The following is a 26,481-nucleotide window of genomic DNA, read 5'->3' as shown; positions in this document are numbered from 1 at the left end:
CTCATCGATGTTAGTTACTATTTGCGGCCGCCGAGCAGTGCGTCTACGAAGCTCTCCGGCTCAAACGGCGCCAGGTGGTCAGCACCTTCACCAAGGCCAACCAACTTCACCGGCACACCGAGCTCGTTTTGCACCTGGAATACAATGCCGCCCTTCGCGGTACCGTCCAGCTTGGTCAGGGCAACGCCGGTGATGTCTACTACATCCCGGAACGTACGAGCTTGCAGTAGACCATTTTGGCCAACCGTCGCGTCCAAAACCAGGATGACTTCGTCAACCTGAGCCTTCTTCTCCACCACGCGCTTAATCTTGTCCAGTTGGTCCATCAGACCGACCTTGGTGTGCAGGCGGCCGGCGGTGTCGATGAGCACCACATCAGCGCCGGACTCGATACCGTGAGCAACTGCCTCAAATGCAATAGAAGCAGGATCGGCGCCTTCAGCGCCGCGAACGGTCTCCGCGCCAACGCGTCGCCCCCAGGTCTCCAGCTGGTCGGCTGCAGCAGCACGGAAGGTATCCGCTGCGCCGAGAACAACACGGTGGCCACCGGCGACCAGTACACGAGCCAGCTTGCCCGTCGTCGTGGTCTTACCTGTGCCGTTGACACCGACTACCAGAATCACTGCGGGCTTGCCCTCGTGCGGAAGTGCGCGGATGGAGCGGTCCATCTCAGGCTTGCACTCCTCAATCAACACCTCACGCAGCAGGGCGCGCACTTGCTCTTCCGTGCTCACCTTCTGGCTGGCAATACGCTCGCGCAGCTTATCGACGACACGCTGCGTCGCAGCCGCACCGAGGTCAGCCATAACCAGGATGTCTTCAACCTCTTCCCACGCGTCCTCATCAAGGTCACCCGCGCCCAAGATGCCGAGCACAGACTGGCCAATTGCATTCTGCGACCGTGACAGACGACCGCGCAGGCGGCCCAGACGTCCCTCAGCCGGGTCGATGGAGTCAATCTGCTGTTCTGCTTCTGGCTCTGGCGTCGGCTCCGGCGCAGCTTCCGGCTCCGGCTCTGGCGTCGGTTCTGGTTCGGGAGTCGGCTCCGGCTCCAGCTCCGGTTCAGGAGCAGGAACTACCTCTACCTCAGGCTCTGCTTCGGGCTCTGGTTGTGGTTCCGGCTCGGGCTCTGATTCCTCTTCCCCGGCCGTTGGCAAATCGATTGGGATTTCCCGCATTACGCGGTCATAATCCCCCTCCATTTCGGTGGGGTTATCCGGAATAACCAGTCGACCTTCTGGTTTCAGCAGTGAACCGTCCGGCTGATCGGCAGGTATATCAGCCTGCTTTTCCTCTGGCTCCGGGGCCTGCTTTTCAATCGGCTTTTCCGCCGGTTTCGGCATCGGTTTTTCAACCGGCTGCTTCTCGCGGGTATCAGTCCCACCACCGGCCGGAGCGAAGTTAAAACCACTAGTGGCCTGGTAATTTCCAGACTTCTCCTGCTGGGTGAGTTCCTTAGTATCTTCCTTCGCAAAGGAAATGCGCTGGTTCTTCCTGCGGACATAGCCCACAACAAAGAGCAGCGCGATAATAACGACAATCGCGACGACAAGGAGTATCCACTGAGTTGGAGTCATAACTCTCATTATGCAGTATCAACGACTCTTCCTCACTTACTCCGCGCTTACTCCGCTCCTGTCGACGGAGTTGCGGATGCCGGTGACATTCGCTGCGAGATTACTCGAGTCACACCATCGCCCCGCATGGTCACGCCGTAGAGCACATTCGCAACGTCCATTGTTGGCTTCTGGTGCGTAATGACAATCAGCTGACTGGTCGCGCGGAGTTCCTCGAGCAGCGCAATAAGGCGACGCAGGTTAACGTCGTCAAGCGCGGCTTCCACCTCGTCGAGTACGTAAAAGGGACTCGGGCGCGCGCGGAAAATAGCGACGAGCATTGCCAGCGCCGTCAGCGACTTCTCGCCGCCGGAGAGCAACGACAGCCGCTTAACCTTTTTGCCCGGCGGGCGGGCTTCAACCTCGATACCTGTCGTGAGCAGGTTGTCCGGCTCGGTGAGAACCAGTCGTCCGTCGCCGCCCGGGAAAAGCGTTTGAAAGACTGCGGGGAATTCTGCCTCGACATCGTTCCACGCGTCTGTGAAGAGCTGCAGGATCGTGGCATCGACTTCATCGACAACATCGGTGAGGTCCTGGCGGGCCTTGAGGACATCATCGAGCTGCGTGGATAGGAAAGAGTAGCGCTCCTCCATCGCCTTATACTCCTCCAGCGCCAACGGGTTGACGCGGCCGAGCACACGCAGATCCTTCTCCGCCTGTTTGAGCTGCTTCGTCACGGCTGCGCGGTCGAAGTTCTCATCAGGAGCAAAGTCCGCGAGCAGGTCATCGACAGACAGCCCCAACTGGTCGACGATGCGCTCTGCAGCCTCGGTCACGCGGACCTGCGCCTGCGCACGGGCGATGTCGCCCTGGTGCGCGGAATCCGTTAGCTGTGCCAGCTCACGTTGCGCCGCATTTGCCTCCGTCCGGGCCGCTGATAGTGCCTGCGACACTGTCTTCTTCTGCGCCTCGGCATCGTCGCGATCGGCCTCTGCCCGCGCCAACGACACGTTGACCTTCGCATGCAAATCCTCAGCCAGCTCCGCGACAACTTCTGCCAATTCGCGCTGGGCAACCTTCGCCATCTGCGCCTGCTCATGGCGGGCCTTCGCTACGCGCTCCGATGCAGCCTGGCGACGGAGCCGCTCGGCCTTGCCTCGTACACTCGACAGTCGCTCCTCTGCCGTACGCAGCGACAGACGCGCCTCTGTTTCCATGGCGCGCACAGCCGTCAGCGCCTCCGAGGCACGGTCACGTTCGCTTGTCGACGGTTCCCCCTCCTCGGGGTCACGGTCAACGCGAGCTAAGCGGTCTGCGACCACCGCCAACTCCTTCTGGAGCTTCGTTACTCGGTCCGCGGCTTCGGCTCCGCGCTGCTCAGCGCGTTCGGCATCATGCACCACGCCGGACAGCTGCGCTGTGGCCCGAGTTCGGGCATCCGTGAGGACCTTCATACGACTCTGGTGTTCACGCAGCGCAGCACGGGCGGCCGCCGCGTCCGTGCGGCGGTCCTCTTCTTCGGCCTGTGCACCGGAGAGCACACCACCGAGGTCACTCAAACGCACCTGTGCTTCTGCTAGTTCTTCGCGAGTCTTAGCAATGTCGGCGGCGATTTCCACACCTGATGCAGTGCCACCAGCACCGCCAGCTACCCAACCAGAGCCACGCAGCACACCATCGCGGTCAACAACGCGCAGTCGAGTATCCTGGGTCACCAGCTCACGGGCGACGTGCTCGTCGTCGCAGGCCACGACGTCAACGAGCAGAGAGGTCAACGAACCCGAAAGCTCCGCGGGCACTGTCACATGATCGAGCAGCCAGGATGCCTGTGCGGGCAGAGTGATGTCCAAGCGCCAAGAGTCGGATGCATCCGCAGAATTGATAACAACGGCACTGCCCTTGTCCGTGGCCACAAGCTCGTCGATAAGCGAATCTCCACTGCCCTCGCTGACCAGTGCTTCGGCGGCCGCGCCGAGGGCGGCAGTGAGCGCTTTTTCCCAGCCAGCGTCGACATCGATGACTTCAGAGAGAACGCCGAGTTCGTGTTTTTCACGTAGCCACGCGGTGCCGTCGTTGGCAGCGGCGGTGCGGGCGGTCTCCAGAGCTTCGATGCGGGCGGACAGACCTGAGACACTGCGTTCGAGGTCGCGCTCGTCAGCGCGGAGTTCTTTCAACCGTGTAGAGGCCAGCTCTGCTTCTCGGTTGGCCTGTTCATAAGCACTCTGCAGCTCGGGACCTTCGAATTCTGCCTCGGCTAGCTCCTGCGCGGCGTTTTCCACGGCTTCGGTGGCATCGGCACGGCGTTCGTCGGCCTCATTGGTTTGCTCGGCAAGGCGTGCAGCTTCGGCTTCGGCGGCTTCCAAGCGGGTGCGCAGAGATTCTTCTGCGGAAATGAGACGAACCACGCCTTCGCGACGGTCGGCGATTGCGCGAACGGCCGCGAGGTGCTCCGCTTCGGCTTCACGGAAAGTCTCCTCGGCGTCGAAGAGCGTTTCGCGAATTTCCTCCAGTTTCTCGCGGGCCTCTGCCTCAGCCTCAGCAAGCGTGGCTTCTTCGGTCGCGGCGTCGTCGGCCCGCTGCTCCAGGAAGTCCGGGTCTGGGCCTACCCACGGCGCGACGGAGTGGTCGGCCGCACGATCGGCGGCGATGCGGGCCGTCGCTTGAATACGCTCACCGAGTGCGGAGAGACGGAACCACAAATCTCGGGCAGCATCAGCTGCTGGAGTGATGTCTTCCAGTTCCGCTTCAAGCTCTGCAGTGCGCTCAGCGGCAATCTCGGCTCGCTCAGTGGCGGCCTCCACCTTTTCCTCAATGAGCTTGGCTTGACCAGCAATGTCATTGAGGCTGTCCTGCAAATCCACAAAATCCGCAGCGGCCAGGCGCAACTTGGCGTCGCGCAGGTCCGCCTGCACAGTCTGGGCGCGAGAGGCGGCCTCAGCCTGACGCTTCAGCGGTTTGAGCTGACGGGAAAGCTCACCTGTCAGATCCTGCAGACGGTCGAGGTTAGCCTGCATCGACTGGAGTTTGCGCTGCGCTTTCTCCTTGCGGCGGCGGTGCTTGAGCACACCCGCTGCTTCTTCGATAAACGCACGACGCTCCTCTGGCCGCGACTCCAGAATCTGCGAAAGCCGGCCCTGGCCGACGATGATGTGCATCTCGCGGCCAATACCGGTGTCGCTGAGGAGCTCTTGGACATCCATGAGGCGGACGCGAGAACCGTTGATTTCGTACTCACTTGCGCCGTCGCGGTACATGCGACGCGTGACAGAGACTTCCTTATATTGAATGGGAAGTGCCCCATCGGAATTGTCGATGGTAAGAGTAACCTCCGCGCGCCCCAAGGGCTTTCGCCCGGAGGTACCCGCAAAGATGACATCTTCCATTTTGCCGCCACGGAGGGTCTTGGCGGAATGCTCACCCATAACCCACGCGAGGGCATCGACGACATTCGACTTTCCGGATCCGTTCGGGCCGACAACTGCGCAGATGCCGGGCTCAAATTTCATCGTCGTCGCCGAAGCGAAGGATTTAAAGCCCTTCAGAGTCAGCGATTTCAAATACATGGGGCAATATCTTACCCGTAGTTACGGTTTGGAGCTGAATTACCCCAAGCACTCACTCATTTACACAGCCTTGTTTACACGGCGCCGTTTACACAGCCGCCTGCTTGGCCGACGTGTAGGCCGACTCACCGTGCTGAGCGACGTCAATACCAGAATGTTCCTGCTCGCCGTGGATACGCCAACCGACAGTTGCCTTCAGGACTCGGGCAATGATGTACGTCAGCACGCCTGAGAACACCGTCGCGATGACAGCAATAATGATCTGGATGGCAAACAATTTCAGGCCGTCGATGCCACCACCGGTAAGCAGTCCGCGATCATTAGCCAGCAGGCCAACACCAATCGTTCCCCACATAGCTGCAACCAGATGTAGACCAACCACATCCAGGGAGTCATCGAAGTTGAACTTGTACTTTAAGCCAACGCCCCAGCAAGCCAGCGCACCGCCGATATAGCCCAGAATGATTGACGTCACTGGGTTCATATCTCCTGCGGCCGGAGTAATAGTCACAAGCCCTGCGATGACACCCGAAGCGGCGCCCAGCGAGGTGGGATGTCCATCACGAATACGCTCGAGTGAAATCCAGCCGAGCATACCCACGCACGCTGCCACCGTCGTATTCAGCCATGCCAGACCAGCGACACCGTCGGCCGCAAATGCCGAACCGCCGTTGAAGCCGAACCAGCCGAACCACAGCAGTGCAGCACCCAGCATGACGAGTGGCAGATTGTGCGGGCGATGCTGGCTGCCATCGATGGACTTGCGCTTACCGACGATAATCGCCAGCACCAAAGCGGCAGTACCAGCAGCAATGTGCACAACCGTACCGCCAGCGAAGTCAATTGGAGCGATCAATGCTTCACCGTCAGCGGTACCGAACAGCTTTGCCGACAGCCCCTCTGCCGAGTGGCTCAGCAGGCCACCGCCCCAGACCATGAAGGCCATTGGGAAGTACACCAGCGTCGTCCAGAAGCCGACGAAGATCAACCAGGTGGAGAACTTCACACGTTCAGCCAGCGCACCGGAAATCAGCGCCACCGAGATAGAGCAGAACGTGAGCTGGAACCCGATGTCGATGATGTTCGGGTACCCGTTCGCACCTGCGATGTAGTTGCCGTCGCCATCCGTAATCGAGTTACGCAGACCGAAGAACTCGAATGGGTTGGCAAAAACACCACCGATCGACTGCGATCCGTAGGACATCGACCAGCCCCACAGCACGTAAATGGCACCGACAACGCCGACCGCACCAAAACTCATCATCATCATGTTGAGCACCGACTTCTGTCGCGACATGCCGCCATAGAACAGCGCGAGCGCCGGTGTCATCAGCAAAACCAACGAAGCCGAAATCAGCATCCACGCTGAGTTTCCCGACTGTGCAATTACTTCTTCAGGCGTCATATGTGCCTCCCCTGTCTGTCAGTAGGTAGTTATTAACTTAAACCACCCGACTTCCGTATTTACGTATTCTTTTTCTCACTTGCGTAGTTGTTCAGCGCTCTAAGACCTCTTCAGCGCCCCAATTGACTACCTGGAGACACGAAAAAATCCCCCGCCAACTGCGTAAAAACAACGACGCAGAGCGAGGGATAGAACGTATTCGAATTTTTCGGATTCCTACACCGACATGGGGGGGGGAGAGAAGGCAGTTGGCACCCGCTTAACGACGGTCAAATGCGCTCAATGCACCCTTCGGTTCCTGCCATAACGGCACCACTGCCGTCACATCGCCCGGAGTATTCGGCCCCTCAAGCCAAGCGAGCAAACTCTCACAGTCTGCCCGTGGCCCTTCAGCAACAACTAACACCCGACCATCCGGGTAGTTCTGGGCATAACCAACCAGGCCTAACTCCAGAGCCGTCGCGCGGGTGTACCAGCGAAAACCGACACCTTGAACACGACCGTGTACCCACGCGGTGAGGCGGACGTCGTTAAGCGACATCGGACTCACGCACTGTCATCGGGTCGGAACCGTCCCAGCACTCAATCTTGTCGTGGCCGCGGACGTTAGGCAGATCATCGCGGTGGAATACCGGATTAAGCCCCTTGGACTTCTGCTCGGAGTAATTCTTTAGTAGGGCGACAGCTACGCCGCCCAGCGGCAGAATGGCGATGATATTGATGGTGGCCATGAGTGCGGAGAAGGTGTCCGCAAGCGACCAGACCAGCGGCACGGAACCGACAGCTCCGCCAATAACGCACAGGATGACCAGCACGCGCACGGTATTCAGGACAGCCTTGCTCTTAGACAGGAATGGGATATTTGCTTCGGCGTAGTAGTAGTTACCCACCAGGGAGGAGAACGCCAGGAAGAAGATGATGACCGTAACCGCGTGGATTGCCCACGTGCCCACCTGCGCCGACAGCGCGGCCTGAGTCAGCGCGGTGCCCTCTGCATCGCCGCCGAAAGTAGGGTCGGACAGCAGGATGATCACTGCGGTGATGGTACAGACGACCCAGGTGTCGAAGTAGACACCCATCGTCTGGATGAGACCCTGCTTGACCGGGTGTGACACCGACGCCGTCGCCGCCGCATTCGGAGTGGAACCCATACCAGCCTCGTTGGAGAACAGGCCGCGGCGAATACCCTGCATCATGGCAGTACCGACAGCGGCACCGGCAATCTCGCGGATACCGAAGGCGTGCTCAAAAATCAGCTTGATCATGCTCGGCACCTCGGTGATGTTGAGAGCCAAAACAATCAGGCCGAGGATAATGTAGGCGACGGCCATAATCGGCACGACGATCTGCGTCACCGCCGAAATACGCTGCACACCACCGAAGATGATGACGCCGGCCAAGATTGCCAGCACAATGCCGACACCGAACTTAAAGATCGGCGCGTCTTGACCGGTCGACTCCGCCACAGCCGCCGTAATCGAGTTGGACTGCACCGCGTTGAACACGAAACCGTAGGTCACCGTGATAGCGATGACGAACAGCGAGGCCATCCAGCGCCAGTTCTCCCCGAGCCCCTTGGTGATGTAGTAGGCCGGGCCGCCTCGGTAAGAGTCCTTATCCCGCACCTTGTACAGCTGTGCCAGCGTAGACTCCACGAAGCTGGTTGCGCCACCAATCGCGGCGAGCAGCCACATCCAAAACACGGCGCCAGGGCCACCGGTGGTGATCGCCACCGCCACACCTGCGACGTTTCCGGTACCCACGCGTGAGGCCGCCGAAATTGTGAAGGCCTTAAAGGCCGAGATGCCCTTGACACCTTCAGAGATATCAGAGGGCTTTTCAGTGATGGCCCTGAACATCTCCGGGATGTACCGGAGCTGCACCATGATGGTCCGCCAACAGAAGTACAAACCTGTACCAACTAGCAGAACAATCATGAGCAGCCAGTACTTGTCATTCCAAGCATTTACCCAGTCGGTTGCTTGCTCCATGAAACTCATAAGGAAATTCTAGCGCTGACAGGTGGGACACAGATAACTCGATCTATTCCCAAATGGCAGACGGACAATTGCGCGCCCACACCTCGGGCACGGCTCCCCCGCTTGTCCATAGGCGTTCAAGCTCCGCTCAAAATAGCCGCTTTCGCCGTTGACATGCACATATAACGCATCGAAGCTCGTGCCGCCGGCCGCTAGCGCCCGTTCGAGCACGGATTGTCCCTCGCGCAAAAGCTTCGCTAAACGACGGACCGAAAGGTCACACGCCGGCACGCGACCATCGACCTTCGCCGCCCAAAGCATTTCGTCGGCATAGATGTTGCCGATACCCGACACAATGTTCTGGTTGAGCAATACGGCCTTGATCGGTGAACGCGACTTCATCATGCGGTGTGCAAGTGCAACCACATCGACGGTGGGCTCCAATAGATCGGGCGCGATCTTGGCTGCGGGTTCCGGAACCACGCGTCCATGGGATTCGACCATTTCACAGGCCCAGACCCAACCAAAGGTGCGCTGATCGTTGAAGTTGATTAGGTGCCGAGCGCCGTCCGGCAGGGCGATGTCGAAAGCGGCCCTGGTGTGGCGTCCGGGCAGCGTATCGGGAGTGTACGGAGCTTCCACGCGCAATTGGCCGCTCATGCCCAGGTGGATGGCGATTGCGGAGTCGTCGTCAAGCGTGAGCCACATGAACTTGCCACGACGATCCGTAGCGACAACCGTCCGCCCGCGCGTACGACCGGTAAACTCTGCGGCACCACCGGGTTGGCGCCGCACGGCACGAGCGTTGTAGACGAAGGAATCGTCGATGCGGCCACCGACGACGTAAGTGTCGAGACCGCGGCGTACGGACTCGACTTCAGGAAGCTCGGGCATTATGCCAGTGCAGTATGTGCCTGATGCGCGGCGTGCATCTCGGCTTCCTTCTTCGTGGCGCCGGTACCGCTGCCCTTAACCACGCCGTCAACCAGCACGTCGACGTAGAAAGTTAGGTCATGGTCGGGGCCGGTGGTGCGCACAGTGTACTCGGCAGCCGGTAGTTGCTTGGCCGCCAGGCGCTCCTGCAACAGCGTCTTCCAGTCCCGACCGCGAGACTCCGTCGGGGCATCGTCAATCATCTGGTTGAACAGGCGAAGCACGGTCTCGCGGGCAACCTCGAAGCCATGCTGCAGGTAAATAGCACCCAGCAGCGCCTCGGTGGTGTCAGCGAGAATCGAGTGCTTATCCGCGCCACCGGTGGCCTTCTCACCGCGGCCGAGGAGAATGTGCTCTCCCAGCCCGATACTGCGGGCCAGGTCAGCCAGCGCGTACATGTTCACGACACCTGCGCGCATCTTGGAAATATCCTGCTCAGCGCGGTCCGGGAAGCGACGGTAGAGTTCTTCAGCAACGCACATGCCCAGCACGGCGTCGCCCAGGAACTCTAGCCGCTCGTTATTGGTAAGCATGCCATTTTCATTCGCGAAACTGCGGTGGGTCAAAGCGAGCTTCAGGGACTCCTCTGGTAGCTCAACACCGAGTTTTTCCAGCAGCGGGGCGTGATCGACGGCCTCGAAAGCCGCCTTTCTAGCCGCCTCACCGGTTAGCCGACGCTTGCGGCTCATCCGTTATATCTCCTTTAAAGTCTTCGTCTAAGTCGTCGTCGATTACTTCTCGTCGCCGAGCGAGCCAAACTTTTCCGCCAGGCCAGCCCAACGCGGATCAATGCGCTCCTCTTCACCCGAGATGCCGTCTGGCTCCGGCACTTCTGAGTCCGACTCAGCACAGCTGGAATCGAAATCCAGACAGGTCGGATTGAAGGGCAGATTCAAGCCCGCCTCATCGATGACGGCTTGAGTGATATCCACCGTATTGTCGACGATCTGGCCAACTTCGTCCTCGAGGTCTTCTTCCTCGGCATCGTCGCCTGTGATGAAGTCCTCGTTGTTGGAAAAGACAGCCGAAATGTGGAAGCTGAGCTCCGGATTCAGCGGGGCTAGGCAGCGCACGCACTCGCCGGTGGCCTTGGCAGTCACAGTCGCGTCAACCATGACACCGCTGCCGAGGTTCGTGACAATGCCGTCAACGACAACCTCCTCGCCAGCGGCGATGCCAATCATCTCGACACCAACGCGGACAGGGCTATCGCCTACCTTGCGGAACTGCTCGGGCATGCCGCCCTGCAGACATGTCGAAACGTCCAGAACAAATGGGGATGAGTCAGTCATGATAGACCTCAGTCTACCCCGAAGATGCGCTAACGCTCGTACCGGCGGCGTTCCTGTCCCTCGGAGAAGGAAGACGGCGCGTTCTGAGCCCCTGCACCACCGCCGACGGCACCGGCTCCCGAACGCAGTACCGAGCGATTGCGACCGACATTGCGCAGGGTCTCCTGGAGAGTCTGTTCAAACTCGGCGAGCTTGGAATCGACGTAGCGGTCACACTCTTCGCGGAGGCGAGAGGAATCCGCGTGCGCGTCAGAAAGCAGACGATTCGCCTCGTCATTGGCTTCGCGGACGACCGTCGACTCAGCGACCAGGCGAGCCTGCTCCTCACGGCCTTCCGCAACGGAACGCTCGTAGGATTCGTTACCAGCGTGAATCAGGCGATCGGACTCGGCAGAAGCACGATCCACAATGCTGTCGTACTCGTGCTGAGCATCCTCGCGGAGGCGACGGGCGTCGTCCTCAGCGGCCGCGACGGTGCCAGCTGCGTGGGCATTGGCATCCTCGACGGTGTGGTTAGCGCGGGCCTCGGCCTCGTCGACAATGCGATGGGCTTCTTCATCCGCAGTCGAAATGGTGTTGTTCGCCCGGGCTTCAGCATCGTTGATAATCTCATCCCGCTGGTCCAAGACATCCTGCGCGTCATCGAGCTCAGCCGGGAAAGCATCCCTCAGCTCATCGAGCAACTCGAGAACACGCTGACGCGGAACCATACAATTGGCCGACAGTGGCACGCCGTGTGCCTCTTCTAGGATCTGGACCAGTTCATCAAGAGATTCGAAGACGCGAAACATGACTTACATGCTACTTCAGTCGGCGCTGCAGGGCGTGCAAGACAGGCTCAGGAACTAGCCCTTCCACCGAACCGCCGTAGCGAACAACTTCCTTCATCAGTGTCGACGACACATGACCGTACTTCGGATCAGCTTCCACAAAGAGAGTCTCAATGCCCGTCATGCGCCGATTCATCTGCGCCATGGGAGCCTCGTACTCGTAGTCCGCCGCCGAGCGCAGCCCCTTGACCAGGCAGGAGATGCCCTGCGCGGAGGTGTAGTCAACCAACAGCTTCGACCAGGAGTCCACCTGCACATTGTCCAAGTGCTGCGTGCACTGCCGAATGAGGTCCATGCGCTCTTCGACATTGAACATGCCCTGCTTATTCGGGTTGTGGGTAACCAGCACGGTCACCTGATCGAATTGGCGCGCGGCACGCTCAATCACATCGAGGTGACCAGAGGTCATGGGATCGTAGGAACCGGGGCAGCATGCGTGAGTCATAGAGGTCAAACCACCTTTGGCCGTCGTAAAGCGTAAAGAAGAACGTTAAGCGTTGTAGATAGCGGTGTCGAAGCGCGCCAAACCGTGAATGCGACGCTTCAGCTTCTGCTGGAGCTGTTCGTAGCCCTCGGGCCACTGCGTCTCCTCGTCATCGCGGTGACGCTCCACAGTCACGACCGCGCCCGGCGCGAGGAAACTGCGCAGCGCCTCCAGCATCTCTGTAACGGCCTCCCCCGCCAGCTCATAGGGCGGATCCGCAATAACGCGGTCAAAAGGCTCGCCCGGCGCGCCCGCAAGGTACGACGACACTTTCATCGGAGACACGGCCACATCAGGATGCCCCACGGTGCGAATGTTCTTTTCAATAGCGGCAATGGCGTTCGGATCGTTTTCCACCAACACGACGGAACGCGCGCCGCGAGAAGCCGCTTCCAAACCGAGCGCGCCCGAGCCAGCAAACAGGTCGAGAACGCGAGTTCCCTCTAGCCCAAAGCGTGTTGACCAGGAGGAAAAGATGGCTTCCTTCGCGCGGTCACTAGTTGGCCGAGTGGTCTCTCCCTTAGGCGCGACTAGCCTACGACCGCGTGCCTCACCTGCAATAATGCGGGTCATCTACTTCCCTTCGTGCGATGTGTTCTCGTTGCCGTTGTGCTGTGCCGTGGCGCTGTGAGTTGCTGGCGTGATTCTTGCCAGCAGCTGACCGCCTTCGACATCCACAAATTGATCTGCCGCCACCTCCGCGACCGTGCCCGGGCAGGGCGCTAAAACCGGCGCTTCTAGCTTGACGGCCTCCACGACCGCAATGACCTGACCGGTCGTCACCGAGTCTTTCTCGGCGACCTCCCAGCGGACTACTCCTGCAAAAGGTGCACAGACATTTACCATGCCCAACAGTCTACTTTGGTCTTACTAGGAGCGGTCCAAGTAGTTCGACTGCTCTTCATCGATATCGGAGATAAGCTCTCCCACAAGCCTTTCATCACTGTCGAGGAGAGCCGTGGCATCGTGTCGGGTGCGCTCGATGATCTCGCCGTCGGTGGTGAGGTCCACCAGGCCGAGGCCTGTTGCCAGTCCCGATTGGTCATCGCCGAGCAGATCGCCGAAACTACGCGTGGCCAGGTCCAACTCCGCCAGTTGAATGCCGTCGGTGGTGGCGGCAATGCGGTCTAGCCGGGTGCGCTCTGGTGTCTGTGAATGCGTGTGTGTACACAGGAAGCACAGTCCACCACGGTCACCACGGCCGACACGACCGCGCAGCTGGTGGATCTGCGAGATGCCGTAGCTCTCGGCGCGGCGAATCATCATGATCGTGGCCTCTGGTACATCCACGCCGACTTCGATAACTGTGGTGGACACCAGCACATCCAGCTGTCCTGTGGCAAAGGCCTGCATCACGCGGTCTTTGTCCTCCGGTGCCATATTGCCGTGCAACTGACTGATACGTACACCGGGAAGTTTCTTCCTCGCTCGGTCGAACACCGCCTCCACGGACTCGTCGAGGAACTGTTCCTCGTCGCGGGTAATGCGGGGACAGACAATGAAGGCGCGGTTGCCCTTGGCCACTTCTTCCCCAATCCGCTCCCAGGTTCGTGCCTCCCAGCGCGGCTTTTCCAGCGTCGGTACGACAAAAGATTGGATCTCCTGACGTCCCCGTGGCAATTCCGTCAACTGCGAAACTGCGAGGTCGCCAAAAATGGTCATCGCTACCGTGCGCGGAATCGGGGTTGCCGACATCACCAACAGATGCGGTGTCATTCCACCCCGTCCCCTGCTTCGCAGCTGATCGCGCTGGCGCACACCAAAGCGGTGCTGCTCATCGACGACCACCAGCCCGAGATCGAAGAACTCCACGCCCTCACTGAGCAGGGCATGCGTGCCGACGACAATGTCAGCCTCCCCGTTGACTGCCTCCAACAGGGTTGCCCGGCGCTCCTTCGTCGACATCGATCCCGTCAACAGTCGTACAGTCACTGCTACTCCGGCTTGCTCCAGCATCGCTGTCAGCGATCGGTAGTGCTGTTGGGCCAGGACTTCCGTCGGCGCCAGCATCGCGCACTGCCTGCTGGCATCGACTGCTTGCAGCATTCCCAGCAGGGCCACCACGGTTTTACCCGAGCCAACTTCACCTGCTAGCAGGCGGTTCATTGGGTTAGGCCTCGCCATATCGTGCGCAATATCGGCTGCGACCGCGACCTGACCGTCGGTAAGCGAAAACGGCAACCCCCGGCGTAGCTCGTCGCGAAGTCCCCCGGCGACTTCCATGCAGGCCGGCGCGGTGAGGCTCGCTTGAGTACGCTTGCGTGCACCAACGGCGAGCTGGAGCTCAAGCGCTTCGTCGTACTTCAGACGGGCAAGCGCAATATCGGGGCCCGCGATGGAGGGAAAGTGTGCGCCACGCAGTGCGGAGTCGAAATCGGTAAGTCCCTCCGGCGTGGCGGGCAATGGGTCTGGCTGCAGCGGTAACCATTCGAGGATGCGCTGCATGTACAGAGCCAGGTGAATACCCGCTACTCCTTTACGGCCACGGTAAATGGGCAGATAGGGGCGCGTGAGCAGCCGCTGCATCTCCGCAATCCCCTTGGCTGTCTTCGTCAGTGTGGCCAGCTTGCCAGTGGCTGCGCCTACCGAACCATCGGCTTTAAGCACCATGCAATCAACATTCTTCAGCTGTAGCTCATTGCGGAACTCGCTGAGCGTGCCAACAATGAGTAGACGCACACCGGGGTGCAGCATATTGCGCAGCCATTCGGCACCGAAAATCGCGGCCGGAAGAATGCGCACGCCGTCGCTGACATAGATTTTCAGTGGCTTGCGTCGGTCGGCGAAGGCGGGCGCTGGCGAAATGCTGTGCACCTCCACGACTGTGGTGATGGTGTCGCCAATGTCGGAAAATGACACATCTAAGCTCTTACCCTGCGCCACGTAGCGCTTCGGGAAATTCGTCAGCGCATCCGAGACGGTCTCCATACCAAAAGCCGTATGCAGCTTTTTTGCAGTCTTTGGCCCCACCACGATATTCAGGGGCGTGCGCGCATAATCCGAGCCGAGCCATCCGAGCATCGCGCTACTCGATTCCTACCTGCACCAGCTCATCGATGCCGGTCGCATCATAGGCTACGACCTCCACAGGCTTGTCCAGCCGCGCCCGCACTTGCGCTATGTCCACGCCCTCAGCTCCGCGCCCGAGCAGCAGAGTCACTAGTTCCCCGCCGCCAGCCAACAGGTCTGAGATGGTCTCTGTGAGCGCGTCAGTCAGGGGCTTATCGACGTCCGCAGCGACTACAGCCGTTCGCGTGCCATTGGCAGCCTCTCCCATCGCATACGCAGCAACCGCCAGCGGCAGCTCAGCCGAATGCACGGCCAAGGCAGCAAGGCCAGCCGGAATGGAGTCTGTGGACACTACCGCGAGCGTCGGATTAGCCGCGGCAGCAGCGAATTCGATATCCGCCAATTCCTGGTCGCTAACCAGCCCATTTGGCAGCAGGATTACCTCATCCGCACCCCGCATGGCAGTCAGCGCCTTGGTGACCACATTGTCAGCGAACTCCTGGTCGGCGATAGCTGCTCGATCTGTGGGAATGGATGTGGGAGTCGGAGCGGGGGTCGGGCTGATAGCAATCGCCCCAGAGGAGGTGATGAGATCATTCAGCGGACCGTCCGGCACTACCGCAATGAGGATGCGAGTGGACTCAGGTGTTGTCTCCGGCTCATCGAGCACCTCGATACGGATGCGTTTTGGACGACCGAAGTCGAGTGCCGCCTCAATAACTGCGCCCGGCTCCACTGTGTGGATATGCACCATGTACTGCGTGGTCTCCGCATTACCAGCATCACCTGCGATGATGAGCGAATTGCCCAGCGGGTTCAACCGCTCTCGCAGCGCTTCCACCGCCTGGGTATCCGCCAAGGAAATCAGGTACATGACCTCCATTTCAACGGTGGCTACGTGTGGCGCGTCGACATGCAAATCGACCGGTGCGGCTGCGCGGCCGCTGACTTCGTCGGCAAGCGCGTCGAGCAGAATGACCAACCCTGCGCCACCGGCGTCGACCACGCCCGCCTGCTGCAGTGCCGGGAGCTGGCTGGGGGTTTTCGCCAGCGCATCGCGAGCGGCATCCGCGATCGTGTCGGCGAGCTCCTCAATCGAGTCGCCCTCAAATTCCTCCGCGGCAATCGCGGCGTGTCGCAGGACTGTCAGAATCGTGCCCTCCACCGGATTGGCAATCGCTTGGGAAACATGTTGCACAGCTAGCTTTAGCGAGTGTTGTACCGACTCAACGCCAATGCCACTACCGGAGGCAGCCTCAGCCACCGCGCGAAAAACCTGCGAGAGCACAGTGCCCGAATTACCGCGGGCGCCGCGCACTGCACCGGCAGCTAGGGCCGCGGTGACTGCGCGAACATCGGAAGCGTCAGCCTTTTGCGCTTCCTCATAGGCCGAACTCAACGTCGCGAGCATATTCGACCCGGTATCGGAATCCGGTACTGGGAAGACATTGAGACTGTTGATCTCATCGCGGCGGGATTGAAGCGCGTCAATCCCCCGGGCAACCCAGCCGACAATGGCGGCAGAACCAATCTGCAAAGACATGAATTCCTATTCTAGCGTCCAGTCGATAGGGGTAGCTCCCTGACGAATCAGCGACTCATTGGCCCGGCTGAACGGACGCGACCCGAAGAACCCACGGGATGCCGACAGCGGTGACGGGTGCGGCGAACAGATGCAGTCCACGCCGGGGAGCCAACGCTGCAAACTCTGCGCGTCGCGTCCCCACAGAATGGCCACGAGAGGCTGATCACGGGCGACCAATGCTTTGATGGCATGCTCCGTGATTGCCTCCCAGCCCTTACCGCGGTGCGAGGCAGCAGCACCCGGGCGCACGGTCAGTACACGGTTGAACAGGGCCACGCCCTGCCTACTCCACGGAGTGAGGTCACCGTTGGAGGGAGCCGGGAGCCCCAGGTCGGAGGAGTACTCCTTAAAAATATTCGCCAACGACCGCGGTACCGGCTTCACATCCGGCTGGACCGAGAAGCTAAGCCCCATCGCATGCCCCGGGGTCGGGTACGGGTCCTGACCGATAATGAGCACCTTGACCTCATCGAATGGATAAGTAAAGGCGCGCAGCACATCGGTGCCCGCGGGCAGGTAACCGTAGCCGGCCGCGTTCTCCTCGCGCAGGAACTGCCCCATCCGGTGGATGTCATCGGCCACTGGCTCCAGCGCCTTCTGCCACCCTTCTTCGACCGGCAACGGATCCATGTCATGCAGCCTTTCTTCTCAAAACCTCTTCGAACTCTTAAAAGGAAACCCAACCGGCATCGCGGGCAGGAGGTTTGCCGTCGATAAGCACCGAATCGAACTTTTCCTTCGACACCGTGCCGATAGCGCGGAACCCCGTCGGAGGCTCCCCCGGCGTCGAACCGATCAGTGTGTGGTCCTCCCCGCCGGTGAGCACCCACTCCCACGGGTCGATGCCCAGGTATTCACCAGCGGCAATCTGCAACTCATCGGGCGCAATGGCACTGCTGTCAACTTCCAAAGTAACCCTGGAGGCCTGCGCAATAGCGCGGAGATCCACCACCAGTCCATCGGAATTGTCCGTCAGTGAACGCACACCTGTAGCTCGCGCCGTGGCACCCCTGCGGTATTCGAATTCGGGCGTACAGTGTGCTGCCACCAGCTGCGCAAACTCACTTGGAACCCTCGCCGGGCTTCCGCAGTGCTGCAGCAGAGCAAGGCCCGCCGCAGAGTAGCCGATGCGTCCCGACGCAATCACCGTATCCCCCGCGCGTGCCGCTGAGCGCAGCAGCGGCCGCCCAAGCCCACCGAGTTCGCCCATCGCACTGATGGAAATCACCAGAGAATCTCCGCTGACCATGTCACCACCGACGAGCTCCGCCGGACATTGCTTGCCTTCCTGCCACAACCCCTCGGCGATACCGGTGACCACACTCACCGGAGTATGCAACGGTGCTGAGATGGCGAAAAGCATGGCCGTTGGACGCGCACCCATCGATTCGATATCGGCGAAATTCTGTACTGCGGCCTTAGCTCCAACTTGCTGAGGTGTCGACCAGTCCAGGCGGAAATGGCGCCCTTCCACCAACATGTCGGTGGAAGTGACAAAACGGGCGTTAGGGGTTGTCTGCGTCAAGACGGCGGCATCGTCGCCATTGCGTGCCGACGGGGCGATAGCCCGGATGGCCTCAATGACCCCAAACTCGCCAATATCGCCAATGGTCAATTCAGTCACAGTGTCGAGTCACATTCCTAATAGTCGATGGTTAACCGTTAATAGCGGAACCCGTCTCGGTATTGCCCCCACCAATTGGAGTTGGTACCGGACAACGTAGAATCAGGCCCATGGTAGACGCACCCCGATCGGGAGAAACAGTTCAGTCCAAGGGTAGCCGGACACGCGCGGGCATCGCACTCGCTATCGCCATTATCTCTATCCTCGGCATCATTTTTGCCGCAAAGATTTACCAGGATAATCAGGCGACAAAGCCAGTTGCGATTTCCAATCCGGAGCTTCCCGCCAATGACTCGCCCGAGTGTGCGGAACTGCTCGACCGACTGCCAGATCGCGCCGCAGGTCTGGTTCGCGCCGACATTGCAGAGCCAGCTCCAGAAGGTGCCGCTGTGTACCGAAACTTGGAACAAGACCGCATCACGCTGCGCTGTGGCGCGAACGTACCTAGCCAGTACAACGAACTGGCTAAGACCGAAGAGGTCAAGGGCATTTCGTGGCTGCGTGTTGTCGACAGTACCGACGAGTCTTTGGCGACTTGGTTCACCGTCGGGCGCGAACCGGTTGTTGCGATTACCGCCGAAGGAAATGCAGAGGCGGAGGATGCCCTGAGTGACCTCGCCGAGGCGCTGCGCCCGGACTCCGAGTACAAGAACAAGCCGGAGCGCGGCGGCGTCCCACTGGTAGAACTGGCAGCTCCGGAAGCTGATAAGCGCTGCAGCGGCTTGGAGGCTGCCCTCCCCCGCGAGCTTGGCAACCGTCACCGTCTGAGCGCAGAGGAAATGCCGGCTGACATGCCGAAGGACATGGTCATTTGGGGCGGCACCCCATCCGATCCGGTGGTGCTGCGCTGTGGTGTCGACGAGCCGGCTGGCTATAGCACCACCACGCAGCAGCTGACGCAGGTTGGCGACATTGTCTGGTTCAACGAACCAACGCTTTCCTCCGGTACCTCCGCCACCTGGTACGCCATGGGCCGGGAGCGCTTCGTCGCCGTTGAAATGCCGATGTCGGAGGCCAGCTCACTGATGCCGGTGCTCTCCTCGGTCATCGCCGACAACCTGGAGAACATCTCGCCGAGCGAAGAAAAGTAAGAACCAACTTCTATCGACGAGCTACCAGCGCCCGCTCAATCAGGGCGCTGAGCAGCTCCTCGTAGGCTACACCTGAGGCCGCAAACATCTGCGGGTACATCGAAATCGGGGTAAAGCCCGGCATGGTGTTGACCTCATTGATAATCGGGCCATTATCCGTGACAAAAAAGTCCACGCGAGTCAGCCCATCAGAGCCCAGTGCCCTGAACGCCCGACGAGCATCCGTGTCCAGTGCCTTCAAAACATCCTCCGGCAGCTCAGCCGGGATCTGCGCCGAGACGACATCATCCAAGTACTTGGTCTCAAAACCGTAGAAGCCCTCGTCGGAGTCCTCCGTGCCACGCAGCAGGGACGGGACAGAGACCTGAAGGCTGCCGTCAGCGCGCTGCAGCACGCCAATCTCCACCTCGGCGCCGTCTACACCGGCCTCTACAATGACCTTCCAGTCGTGCTCTCGGGCCAGCTCTACCGCCGCATCCAGATTCGCCCAATCATCCACGCGGGAAATGCCAATCGACGATCCACCACGGGCAGGTTTAACGAACACCGGCAGGCCAAGGGTCTCCTTGTCCTCGTCGGAAAGCGACTCGCCAACATGCAAAACAACCTGCTTGCCAATAGGAAGCCCCGCTGCCTGCAAGAGATTCTTCGTGCGTTCCTTATCCATTCCCGCAGCGGAAGCGAGCACGCCCGGGCCGACATAAGCAATGCCGGAAAGCTCAAAGAGCCCCTGAATCGTGCCGTCCTCGCCGTGCGGACCGTGGAGGACCGGGAAGATGACGTCGACGGTGTCGAAAACCTCGCCGGCGCGATCACCGGTGACGAAGCGGAATTCACCGCGGCGTGACGGCGAGGTGCTCAGCGCAACTTCCTCGCCCGGGATGACCTCCGGCATCGTACGCCCCTGTGTGCGCAGCGTATCCGTCTCACGCGTCCCGACGGTCCAGACACCATCCTTGGTAATACCAATGGGAACCACTCGGAAGCGGTCCTCATCCAGGTGATCCATAATTGCGCCGGCCGAGACACAGGAGACGCTGTGCTCAGGGCTTGCGCCACCGTAGATGACGGCGACGGAAATGCGATCTGCAGACGAGCTATTCGACGAAGTCATGGTGACTTAGTTTAGCCCCGACCTCGTTGAAGTGGTTACTCCGACTTGCGGCTTCGCCCCATCAGCTTGCGAATTGTCTCATCGACCTTCGCGCCTTCGTGGCAGACGGCGTAAACGGCCTCAGTAATTGGCATTTCCACGCCATTGCGACGAGCGAGGTCACGGACCGAGATTGAAGAAATCACACCCTCAGCCACCTGACCGCGCGTAGCGTGCTGCGCCTGCTCCATCGTGTCACCGCGACCGAGACGGTCACCGAAGGTGCGGTTACGCGACAGCGGCGAGGAACAAGTGGCCACCAAGTCACCGAGGCCCGCCAATCCCGCGAAAGTCTTATCTTCTGCACCAACCGCGTCGCCCAGACGCGTGATTTCCGCCAAGCCACGGGTGATAATGGTTGCCAGCGTGTTCTCACCCAATCCTTGACCAGCGGCCATACCGCAGGCCAACGCAATGACGTTCTTGCAGGCACCGCCGATTTCGCAGCCGATCACATCGGTGTTGGTGTACGGGCGGAAGTAATTAGTGGCAACTGCCGCCTGAATCATCTTGGCGTTGTTCTCATCGGCGCAAGCAATCACCGTTGCCGCTGGCTGCTCCATCGCAACCTCGCGGGCGAGGTTCGGGCCGGACAGCACCGCAATACGCTCTGCTGGCAGGTCTGTGACCTCCGCAATGACCTCACTCATGCGCAGATGTGTCTCGCGCTCCACACCCTTAGCAAGGCTGAGCAGAATCGTCTCCGGCCCGATGAAGTCCTTCCAGACCTTGAGGTTGTCACGCAAAGTCTGCGAGGGCACGCCCAGCACCACCACATCCGCGCCCTTCAGTGCGGCCTCTGCATCCGAGGTGGCCTCGATGTTGCGCGGCAGCCCCAGACCAGGCAGGTAGTCGTGGTTTTCGCGGCTGATCTGAATACGCTGTGCCTGCTCCGCACGTCGCGACCACAGCCGTACAGGATTGCCCGCATCAGCAAAAACCTTGGCGAGCGTCGTGCCCCACGAGCCCGCACCCATCACTGAAACCTGCACCATCGCCGCGACCTTCCTCCGTTAGTCTCTAATCTCCAACAAGTCTAGCGAGACGTTCTCACACTGCGATACTAAACTAGGTCGGCGACAAAGGATTGAAAGGGAATTCACGATGATGCACGAAGAGGACAAGGACCTCAAGGGCGATACCTCCGTGACCGGTCGCCTGCGCCAGATTCCAACGAAGCCAGGTCAGGATGTCACCAAGCCGACCTTCGCGGCTGGCGCGGTTCTATGGCGCGGCGATGTCCACAACCCTGAAATCTGCGTGATTCACCGTCCTTCCTACGACGACTGGTCGCTGCCGAAAGGCAAGCTCGACGCCGGCGAGAACCTCATTGCCACCGCTGTCCGCGAAATCTGGGAAGAGACCGGCTACCGCGTCCGTCTGGGCAAGCTCGTCGGCAACGTCTCTTACCCTGTCGCCGGACGCACGAAGCTGGTCTGGTACTGGACCGCTGAGGTTCTAGACGGCGAATTCGAACAGAACTCCGAGGTCAACGAGCTTCGTTGGGTCTCCTGGGACGAAGCCGAGGAGCTGCTGTCCTACGACCTCGACCGCGACGTGCTGGTCAAGGCCCGCAAGCGCATGAACAAGGAACCGGACACCCGTCTCATTCTGGTTCGCCATGGGCGTGCGCACCGTCGCACCAACTGGAACGGCAATGATGCACTGCGGCCACTGGATAAGAAGGGACGTCGTCAAGCGGAACTGCTCGTCTCTGCCCTGGAAGGCTTCCGCCCCGAGCGGATCTACTCCGCCGAGCCCGTGCGTTGCCAGGACACCGTCGCGCCACTCGCCGCAGAGCTGGGCATGCAGGTCACAGTCGACGAACGGCTTGGCGACGAGCACTGGATTGCCAACCAGGTTGAGTCCAAGAAGGCATTCGAAGACATTGTCGCGCTAGGCGGAGTCAGCGTCATCTGCTCTCAGGGCATCACCATCCCAGACCTGCTTGCCGCCTGGTCCGCTGAGGGCACCCTGCCCTTCGACGAGGAAATCCTGTGCAAGAAGGGCTCTGCCTGGGTGCTGGGCTTCAACGACGGTGTGATGACCACGGCTGATTACTACGCCTCGGCGCTGCCGGTGAAGTAGCCCCTACAACCTCGGATCCATCGGCTCTGACTCCAGCGCCAACACGCCGAAGACAGGGACGTGGATTCGATGCAGAGGCTCGCCCGCCGCTAGACGTTCCAGCGACTCAATGCCGAGGGCATACTCGCGCAGCGCCGATGACTGCTTGTGCTGCAGATTTCGCCGCTTCAACTGCTCTTGACGCTGCGGGTGCAGGTAGTCATGCCCATAAATCATGCGCAGATACTCCCGCCCCCGCACCTTCATACCGGGCTGCACCTGGCGGTCCACTGCCGCGTTTTCCATTGGCTTGACGACGGCCCCCTCCCCGCCCGACTCTGTCAGCTGCAACCACCACTGCGATGCGGCCTCTACCTGTTCCGGGTCACTGGGGTCGAGGACGAAGCAGCGCGTCTGCTGGTAGATCTCACTGTCAGCTGCTACCAGCTGGTTCGCGATATCCAAGTGCCATGAGTGCGGCTTGTGGTGCCAGGTGGCATCCTCACTTGCCAGCACTTGGAAGGGTGCGAACTGAATCTTGTTGTCGCTGTCGACATAGCGGTTGTAAGCAGCGCGGAACTTCTCGAGTTCGTCCAGAGTCTGTTCTGGAGCGGGACCGCCGACCTCTACTCCCCTATCGGTTGCCGCCTGCAGAGCGACCGCGAGCTGTCTGGCAGCACCAATACCGGCGGCAGCGGTGGGTGCATAGATGTCGTCGATAAGCCCTTGTGCCTTGAGATTCCAAGGCAACATTTCACCGTCGAGCAGGACCCAGTCGCCGAATTGATCGAAAAGCCCGGCGCGCTCTGCGGCCTTGGTCATTTCGTCGAGTGCTGGATTCTTACCTTCGAAGAAGGCGCGTCCGGTACGGGTATATGCGTAGGTGCTAGCACCGAAACGGGTCTTTGCCCCTGGCCGGATCAGGCAGAGCACAGCTCGGGAACCCATGTGCTTCTCCTGACAAATGACCTGGTCAGTGTGCGCTGCGTAGTAGCGGAATGCCTCCTCCGGGTGTTCCAGGAATCCCTCTCGCTGCGAGGTCGGCGCCGGTGACATTGTCGGTGGCAGGTACGGAATTTTCTCCGGCGCGAGCGTAAAACGACTAATTGTTTCCAGCGCTGCAGCCGCGCGGTCACTATCAATGCGGATGCGGCCATGGCGCCCGGTCTGGATACCATCGACATCCAACACGTCAGTGATGCGCAGCTCGGACTCCGTGCGATTGGTGGTCTTGCGGGATGGGGCCTCCCACCAGGTGTGCTTTGCATCAACCTGCACAGTCTCTAGCTCGGGATAGCGCAGCGCAGAGAGCTTGCCGCCAAACACGCAACCAGTGTCGATGCACATGGTGTTATTGACCCAGCGCAGACGGTCCGCTTCCATGTGGCCATAGACCACACGGGCGGAACCGCGGTAGTCCGCTGCCCAATCCAAACGTTCTGGCAGGCCATTTTCATCACGCTTGCCAGTAGTCGCACCGTAGAGCGCGAACTCGCGGACCTTGCCGGAGGCCCTGCCATGGAGGTGCTCAGGCAGTCCCGCGTGGGCTACGACCAGGGCGCCGTCATCCAGCACATAGTGCACCGGCAAGTGGTCGATGAAGTCGCGGACGTCCTTCCGGAATTCCTCACTTTCGTCGGCGAGCTGAGTGAGCGTTTCGGCCAGCCCGTGGCCCGTGGTGACGTTGTGGCCGTCGAGGGCGCGCACCAACTTAGAGTCGTGGTTTCCGGGCACGCAGAGAGCATTGCCGTCCGAGACCATCCCCATGACCAGCTTCAAGACGGCTGGGCTATTGGGGCCGCGGTCAACGAGGTCACCAACGAAAATGGTCTTGCGGCCATCTGGGTGATGAGCATTGCTGCCATCCGCCGAGAGCTCGTAGCCGAGCTTCTCCAGCAGTGCGGTCAGCTCGTCGAAGCAACCGTGGACATCGCCGATGATGTCGAAAGGGCCGTGGAGATCGCTGCGATCGACCTTCAGCGGCACACGTTCAATGGTGACGTTGTCGATTTCCTCCGCGGAATTCAAGATGAAAACGTTGTGAATCTTCTCGCGCTTCAGGTGCTTGAGCCCTCGGCGCAGGTCACGGTGCTGGCGCTCCAACACCTCTACTCCGAAGTTGCGGTCAGTGCGCTGCCTGTGCCGCTCCTTCACCTCCGCCAACGGAAGATTCAAAACGATAGCAGCACTGAGCGCATGGTGTCTGCGCGCCAGCTTCACGAGCCGGGCGCGGTCCTGCGGTTTCACATTCGTCGCATCGACCACGGTGAGTAAGCCTGCTTCCAGCCGCTTGCCGACGATCGTCTCCAGCAGCTCAAAAGCAGGCGCCGTCGCCGCCTGGTCATTCGGATCGTTGGAAACAATGCCGCGACAGGTATCCGAGGAAACGACCTCAAATGGACCAAAGTGTCGTGCCGCAAAGGTCGACTTTCCAGCACCGGAGACACCGACCAGCATGACCAAGCTGAGGTTAGGAAGTGAGATGGTACTCATAATTAGCTCTCCTCTGCTCCGGTGAAGTCGTAGGAAAAGACCGCCATTTCTGTCGGTTGTCCATAGGTTTCGTGCACGTCCCCAATACCGTCGAAGTCCACCAGATAACCGAACTTCTCAGCCACGCCCTTCGCCCACTGTCGAAACTCCACGCGACTAAACTCGAAACGGTGATCCAGGTGTCGGAACTGCCCGGGCGCTAGGTTTGGATAGCACGCGTTATAGTCGCTGTTCGGCGTGGTGACGATGACGTACTGTGGCCGGGCTGCTCCAAAGACGTTGTTCTCCAACGCGGGCAGTCGGTCGGCATCAACATGCTCGATGACCTCCATCAGGATCGCCACGTCCATGTTCGCGATGCGCTCATCGGCATAGGTAACCGAGGATTGGAAAAGCTCAACCCGCGCGGCTTGGCGCTCCGGCATACGATCTAGGTTCAGCGCCTTGTGCGCCTTACGAAGCTCCCCCACAGAAACATCGGTACCAACGATCTGCGCGATTCGCGGATTCTCCAGCATCGGCCCCAGCAACACGCCGGAACCACAGCCGATGTCCACAACGCTGCGCGGGCGCAGGCTAAATACCTCACGCAGGACCCGCTCTTGACGCTGTCGATTTAGTGGGTTGGCTGGCTGGTCACCGCTGAACAGTTCGATTGCACCGGCTTCCCCGGCTTCCCCAGCAAGCTTCACGACGGCCTCGTTGACCAGGCCTTTTTGATCCGCAAGGTAGCGCCCCAGGATTCTCTCCCGCTGTGGGTGCTCCGGTAGCCAGTCCTGCGCACGCGCGGCGAGCTTGTCGATTTCCCGGTCATCGACCCAATAGTGTTTCCCACCGTCGAGGACAGGAAGCAGAATATACAGGTGATTGAGCAAATCGCGGACGGTTGCTCTACCCGAAAGCGTTACCGTCGGTGAGAACTTCTGCCCGGCAACATTGTTCGAAAAATCGCAGGCAACGTTCCACCCCAGCGGCTCGAACAGAGCGCGAATCTCTTCCTCGGTGCCGGGTACCGCGGCGACCGTCGCGGTGAGGTCGCTTGGCACTTCGTCGTAAGGCGAGGGCTTCTCCATGACCATCGCTGTGGAGAAGACGGACTTCAGCGCCACTGTCATAATCGATGACGCGGCCCATTGCCGGTCATTGATGTAGCCGGTCAGATTGAACGTATCAGCGCGGTACTGCTTGAGTTTCAGCAGCTCGTCGCGGTCAATATCAACCCAGAGAACTGCCGTGCATTCGGCATCGGTAGCCGTGGGGAAAAAGACTCTGGCAACACCGAACTTTAACTCGGACTCATGCACGCGATCGGGATGCTTTCGCAAAATAAATCCCAAATCGCGTGCCGATTCAGCAGGCGAAGATTCACCGAGCCGAGAGTGTTTAGTGATTGCCAGATACATACGGCAAGTCTAAC

At 60.2% G+C, this 26,481-nt stretch carries 22 protein-coding genes; 2 read left to right on the top strand and 20 right to left on the bottom strand.

Annotated features, from left to right (window positions below; all coding sequences use genetic code 11):
• Positions 1-17: 17 nt before the first annotated feature.
• The 16 genes from ftsY to EGX79_04795 all read right to left on the bottom strand — a co-directional run bounded on the left by ftsY (position 18) and on the right by EGX79_04795 (position 18,260).
• On the bottom strand, positions 18-1,577 hold the full coding sequence (ftsY, locus tag EGX79_04870) for a signal recognition particle-docking protein FtsY (GenBank protein AYX81575.1): 1,560 nt from the start codon (positions 1,575-1,577) through the stop codon (positions 18-20).
• 47 nt (positions 1,578-1,624) lie between these two features.
• Positions 1,625-5,119, bottom strand: coding sequence for a chromosome segregation protein SMC (gene smc / locus EGX79_04865; protein ID AYX81574.1), 3,495 nt, complete (start codon positions 5,117-5,119; stop codon positions 1,625-1,627).
• Positions 5,120-5,207: 88 nt separating this feature from the next.
• Positions 5,208-6,524 (bottom strand): ammonium transporter, encoded by a 1,317-nt coding sequence (locus EGX79_04860; protein AYX81573.1) that lies wholly within the window; start codon positions 6,522-6,524, stop codon positions 5,208-5,210.
• Positions 6,525-6,783: 259 nt separating this feature from the next.
• Positions 6,784-7,065 carry an acylphosphatase gene (locus EGX79_04855; protein AYX81572.1) on the bottom strand — a complete coding sequence of 94 codons (282 nt, stop codon included), beginning with the start codon at positions 7,063-7,065 and terminating at the stop codon, positions 6,784-6,786.
• Positions 7,055-8,515, bottom strand: coding sequence for an alanine:cation symporter family protein (locus EGX79_04850; protein ID AYX81571.1), 1,461 nt, complete (start codon positions 8,513-8,515; stop codon positions 7,055-7,057). The genes EGX79_04855 and EGX79_04850 overlap by 11 nt, the downstream gene beginning before the upstream one ends.
• 18 nt (positions 8,516-8,533) lie before the next feature.
• Positions 8,534-9,397, bottom strand: coding sequence for a bifunctional DNA-formamidopyrimidine glycosylase/DNA-(apurinic or apyrimidinic site) lyase (locus EGX79_04845; GenBank protein AYX81570.1), 864 nt, complete (start codon positions 9,395-9,397; stop codon positions 8,534-8,536).
• Complete coding sequence (locus EGX79_04840; protein ID AYX81569.1) at positions 9,397-10,125, bottom strand: ribonuclease III; 729 nt, start codon at positions 10,123-10,125, stop codon at positions 9,397-9,399. Before EGX79_04840 ends, EGX79_04845 begins: the two co-directional genes overlap by 1 nt.
• A gap of 42 nt (positions 10,126-10,167) precedes the next feature.
• A complete protein-coding gene (locus EGX79_04835; GenBank protein AYX81568.1) occupies positions 10,168-10,728 on the bottom strand; it encodes a DUF177 domain-containing protein in 561 nt (186 codons plus the stop codon).
• 29 nt (positions 10,729-10,757) lie between these two features.
• Positions 10,758-11,519, bottom strand: a complete 762-nt coding sequence (locus EGX79_04830) for a DivIVA domain-containing protein (GenBank protein AYX81567.1) — start codon at positions 11,517-11,519, stop codon at positions 10,758-10,760.
• A gap of 10 nt (positions 11,520-11,529) precedes the next feature.
• Complete coding sequence (locus EGX79_04825) at positions 11,530-12,003, bottom strand: pantetheine-phosphate adenylyltransferase (protein AYX81566.1); 474 nt, start codon at positions 12,001-12,003, stop codon at positions 11,530-11,532.
• 45 nt (positions 12,004-12,048) lie between these two features.
• Positions 12,049-12,615 (bottom strand): 16S rRNA (guanine(966)-N(2))-methyltransferase RsmD, encoded by a 567-nt coding sequence (gene rsmD / locus EGX79_04820; GenBank protein ID AYX81565.1) that lies wholly within the window; start codon positions 12,613-12,615, stop codon positions 12,049-12,051.
• Positions 12,616-12,888 (bottom strand): acetyl-CoA carboxylase biotin carboxyl carrier protein subunit, encoded by a 273-nt coding sequence (locus tag EGX79_04815; GenBank protein ID AYX81564.1) that lies wholly within the window; start codon positions 12,886-12,888, stop codon positions 12,616-12,618.
• Between the two features lie 24 nt (positions 12,889-12,912).
• Positions 12,913-15,063, bottom strand: a complete 2,151-nt coding sequence (locus EGX79_04810; GenBank protein AYX81563.1) for an ATP-dependent DNA helicase RecG — start codon at positions 15,061-15,063, stop codon at positions 12,913-12,915.
• A gap of 4 nt (positions 15,064-15,067) precedes the next feature.
• Positions 15,068-16,594: a DAK2 domain-containing protein gene (locus EGX79_04805; protein ID AYX81562.1), complete on the bottom strand. Its 1,527-nt coding sequence runs from the start codon at positions 16,592-16,594 to the stop codon at positions 15,068-15,070.
• A gap of 6 nt (positions 16,595-16,600) precedes the next feature.
• Positions 16,601-17,266: a uracil-DNA glycosylase gene (locus EGX79_04800; GenBank protein ID AYX81561.1), complete on the bottom strand. Its 666-nt coding sequence runs from the start codon at positions 17,264-17,266 to the stop codon at positions 16,601-16,603.
• A 37-nt stretch (positions 17,267-17,303) separates the two neighbouring features.
• A complete protein-coding gene (locus EGX79_04795) occupies positions 17,304-18,260 on the bottom strand; it encodes a thiamine-phosphate kinase (GenBank protein ID AYX81560.1) in 957 nt (318 codons plus the stop codon).
• A gap of 110 nt (positions 18,261-18,370) precedes the next feature.
• On the opposite strand from EGX79_04795, the gene EGX79_04790 reads away from it, so the two are divergent.
• The gene (locus EGX79_04790; protein AYX81559.1) at positions 18,371-19,351 is read left to right on the top strand and encodes a DUF3515 domain-containing protein; all 981 of its coding nucleotides are present in this window, start codon (positions 18,371-18,373) and stop codon (positions 19,349-19,351) included.
• Positions 19,352-19,361: 10 nt separating this feature from the next.
• Here the strand turns inward: EGX79_04790 and EGX79_04785 are convergent, their stop codons facing one another.
• Positions 19,362-20,465 carry a D-alanine--D-alanine ligase gene (locus EGX79_04785; GenBank protein AYX81558.1) on the bottom strand — a complete coding sequence of 368 codons (1,104 nt, stop codon included), beginning with the start codon at positions 20,463-20,465 and terminating at the stop codon, positions 19,362-19,364.
• A 35-nt stretch (positions 20,466-20,500) separates the two neighbouring features.
• Positions 20,501-21,499 carry an NAD(P)-dependent glycerol-3-phosphate dehydrogenase gene (locus EGX79_04780; GenBank protein AYX81557.1) on the bottom strand — a complete coding sequence of 333 codons (999 nt, stop codon included), beginning with the start codon at positions 21,497-21,499 and terminating at the stop codon, positions 20,501-20,503.
• A 109-nt stretch (positions 21,500-21,608) separates the two neighbouring features.
• On the opposite strand from EGX79_04780, the gene EGX79_04775 reads away from it, so the two are divergent.
• Positions 21,609-22,592, top strand: coding sequence for an NUDIX hydrolase (locus EGX79_04775; GenBank protein AYX81556.1), 984 nt, complete (start codon positions 21,609-21,611; stop codon positions 22,590-22,592).
• 3 nt (positions 22,593-22,595) lie between these two features.
• Here the strand turns inward: EGX79_04775 and EGX79_04770 are convergent, their stop codons facing one another.
• Both EGX79_04770 and EGX79_04765 read right to left on the bottom strand, forming a co-directional pair.
• Positions 22,596-25,064 (bottom strand): polynucleotide kinase-phosphatase, encoded by a 2,469-nt coding sequence (locus EGX79_04770; protein AYX81555.1) that lies wholly within the window; start codon positions 25,062-25,064, stop codon positions 22,596-22,598.
• A 2-nt stretch (positions 25,065-25,066) separates the two neighbouring features.
• Positions 25,067-26,467: a 3' terminal RNA ribose 2'-O-methyltransferase Hen1 gene (locus EGX79_04765; GenBank protein ID AYX81554.1), complete on the bottom strand. Its 1,401-nt coding sequence runs from the start codon at positions 26,465-26,467 to the stop codon at positions 25,067-25,069.
• Positions 26,468-26,481 lie beyond the last annotated feature (14 nt).

The sequence above is a fragment of the Corynebacterium jeikeium genome (assembly GCA_003955985.1).
Classification (GTDB): Bacteria; Actinomycetota; Actinomycetes; order Mycobacteriales; family Mycobacteriaceae; genus Corynebacterium; species Corynebacterium jeikeium_D.
The sequence above is the reverse complement of the archived record's forward strand: the minus strand, read 5'-3'. Positions and strand labels throughout refer to the sequence as shown.

What these genes read in the sequence shown, in the direction of transcription:
- EGX79_04850 (AYX81571.1), bottom strand. Translation starts at nt 8,515, where the DNA reads ATGGAGCAAGCAACCGACTGGGTAAATGCTTGGAATGACAAGTACTGG.
- EGX79_04855 (AYX81572.1), bottom strand. Translation starts at nt 7,065, where the DNA reads ATGTCGCTTAACGACGTCCGCCTCACCGCGTGGGTACACGGTCGTGTT.
- EGX79_04770 (AYX81555.1), bottom strand. Translation starts at nt 25,064, where the DNA reads ATGAGTACCATCTCACTTCCTAACCTCAGCTTGGTCATGCTGGTCGGT.
- EGX79_04780 (AYX81557.1), bottom strand. Translation starts at nt 21,499, where the DNA reads ATGGTGCAGGTTTCAGTGATGGGTGCGGGCTCGTGGGGCACGACGCTC.
- EGX79_04835 (AYX81568.1), bottom strand. Translation starts at nt 10,728, where the DNA reads ATGACTGACTCATCCCCATTTGTTCTGGACGTTTCGACATGTCTGCAG.
- EGX79_04845 (AYX81570.1), bottom strand. Translation starts at nt 9,397, where the DNA reads ATGCCCGAGCTTCCTGAAGTCGAGTCCGTACGCCGCGGTCTCGACACT.
- rsmD (AYX81565.1), bottom strand. Translation starts at nt 12,615, where the DNA reads ATGACCCGCATTATTGCAGGTGAGGCACGCGGTCGTAGGCTAGTCGCG.
- ftsY (AYX81575.1), bottom strand. Translation starts at nt 1,577, where the DNA reads ATGACTCCAACTCAGTGGATACTCCTTGTCGTCGCGATTGTCGTTATT.
- EGX79_04765 (AYX81554.1), bottom strand. Translation starts at nt 26,467, where the DNA reads ATGTATCTGGCAATCACTAAACACTCTCGGCTCGGTGAATCTTCGCCT.
- EGX79_04785 (AYX81558.1), bottom strand. Translation starts at nt 20,465, where the DNA reads ATGACTTCGTCGAATAGCTCGTCTGCAGATCGCATTTCCGTCGCCGTC.
- smc (AYX81574.1), bottom strand. Translation starts at nt 5,119, where the DNA reads ATGTATTTGAAATCGCTGACTCTGAAGGGCTTTAAATCCTTCGCTTCG.
- EGX79_04790 (AYX81559.1), top strand. Translation starts at nt 18,371, where the DNA reads ATGGTAGACGCACCCCGATCGGGAGAAACAGTTCAGTCCAAGGGTAGC.
- EGX79_04810 (AYX81563.1), bottom strand. Translation starts at nt 15,063, where the DNA reads ATGCTCGGATGGCTCGGCTCGGATTATGCGCGCACGCCCCTGAATATC.
- EGX79_04775 (AYX81556.1), top strand. Translation starts at nt 21,609, where the DNA reads ATGATGCACGAAGAGGACAAGGACCTCAAGGGCGATACCTCCGTGACC.
- EGX79_04815 (AYX81564.1), bottom strand. Translation starts at nt 12,888, where the DNA reads ATGGTAAATGTCTGTGCACCTTTTGCAGGAGTAGTCCGCTGGGAGGTC.
- EGX79_04830 (AYX81567.1), bottom strand. Translation starts at nt 11,519, where the DNA reads ATGTTTCGCGTCTTCGAATCTCTTGATGAACTGGTCCAGATCCTAGAA.
- EGX79_04840 (AYX81569.1), bottom strand. Translation starts at nt 10,125, where the DNA reads ATGAGCCGCAAGCGTCGGCTAACCGGTGAGGCGGCTAGAAAGGCGGCT.
- EGX79_04825 (AYX81566.1), bottom strand. Translation starts at nt 12,003, where the DNA reads ATGACTCACGCATGCTGCCCCGGTTCCTACGATCCCATGACCTCTGGT.
- EGX79_04800 (AYX81561.1), bottom strand. Translation starts at nt 17,266, where the DNA reads ATGGATCCGTTGCCGGTCGAAGAAGGGTGGCAGAAGGCGCTGGAGCCA.
- EGX79_04860 (AYX81573.1), bottom strand. Translation starts at nt 6,524, where the DNA reads ATGACGCCTGAAGAAGTAATTGCACAGTCGGGAAACTCAGCGTGGATG.
- EGX79_04805 (AYX81562.1), bottom strand. Translation starts at nt 16,594, where the DNA reads ATGTCTTTGCAGATTGGTTCTGCCGCCATTGTCGGCTGGGTTGCCCGG.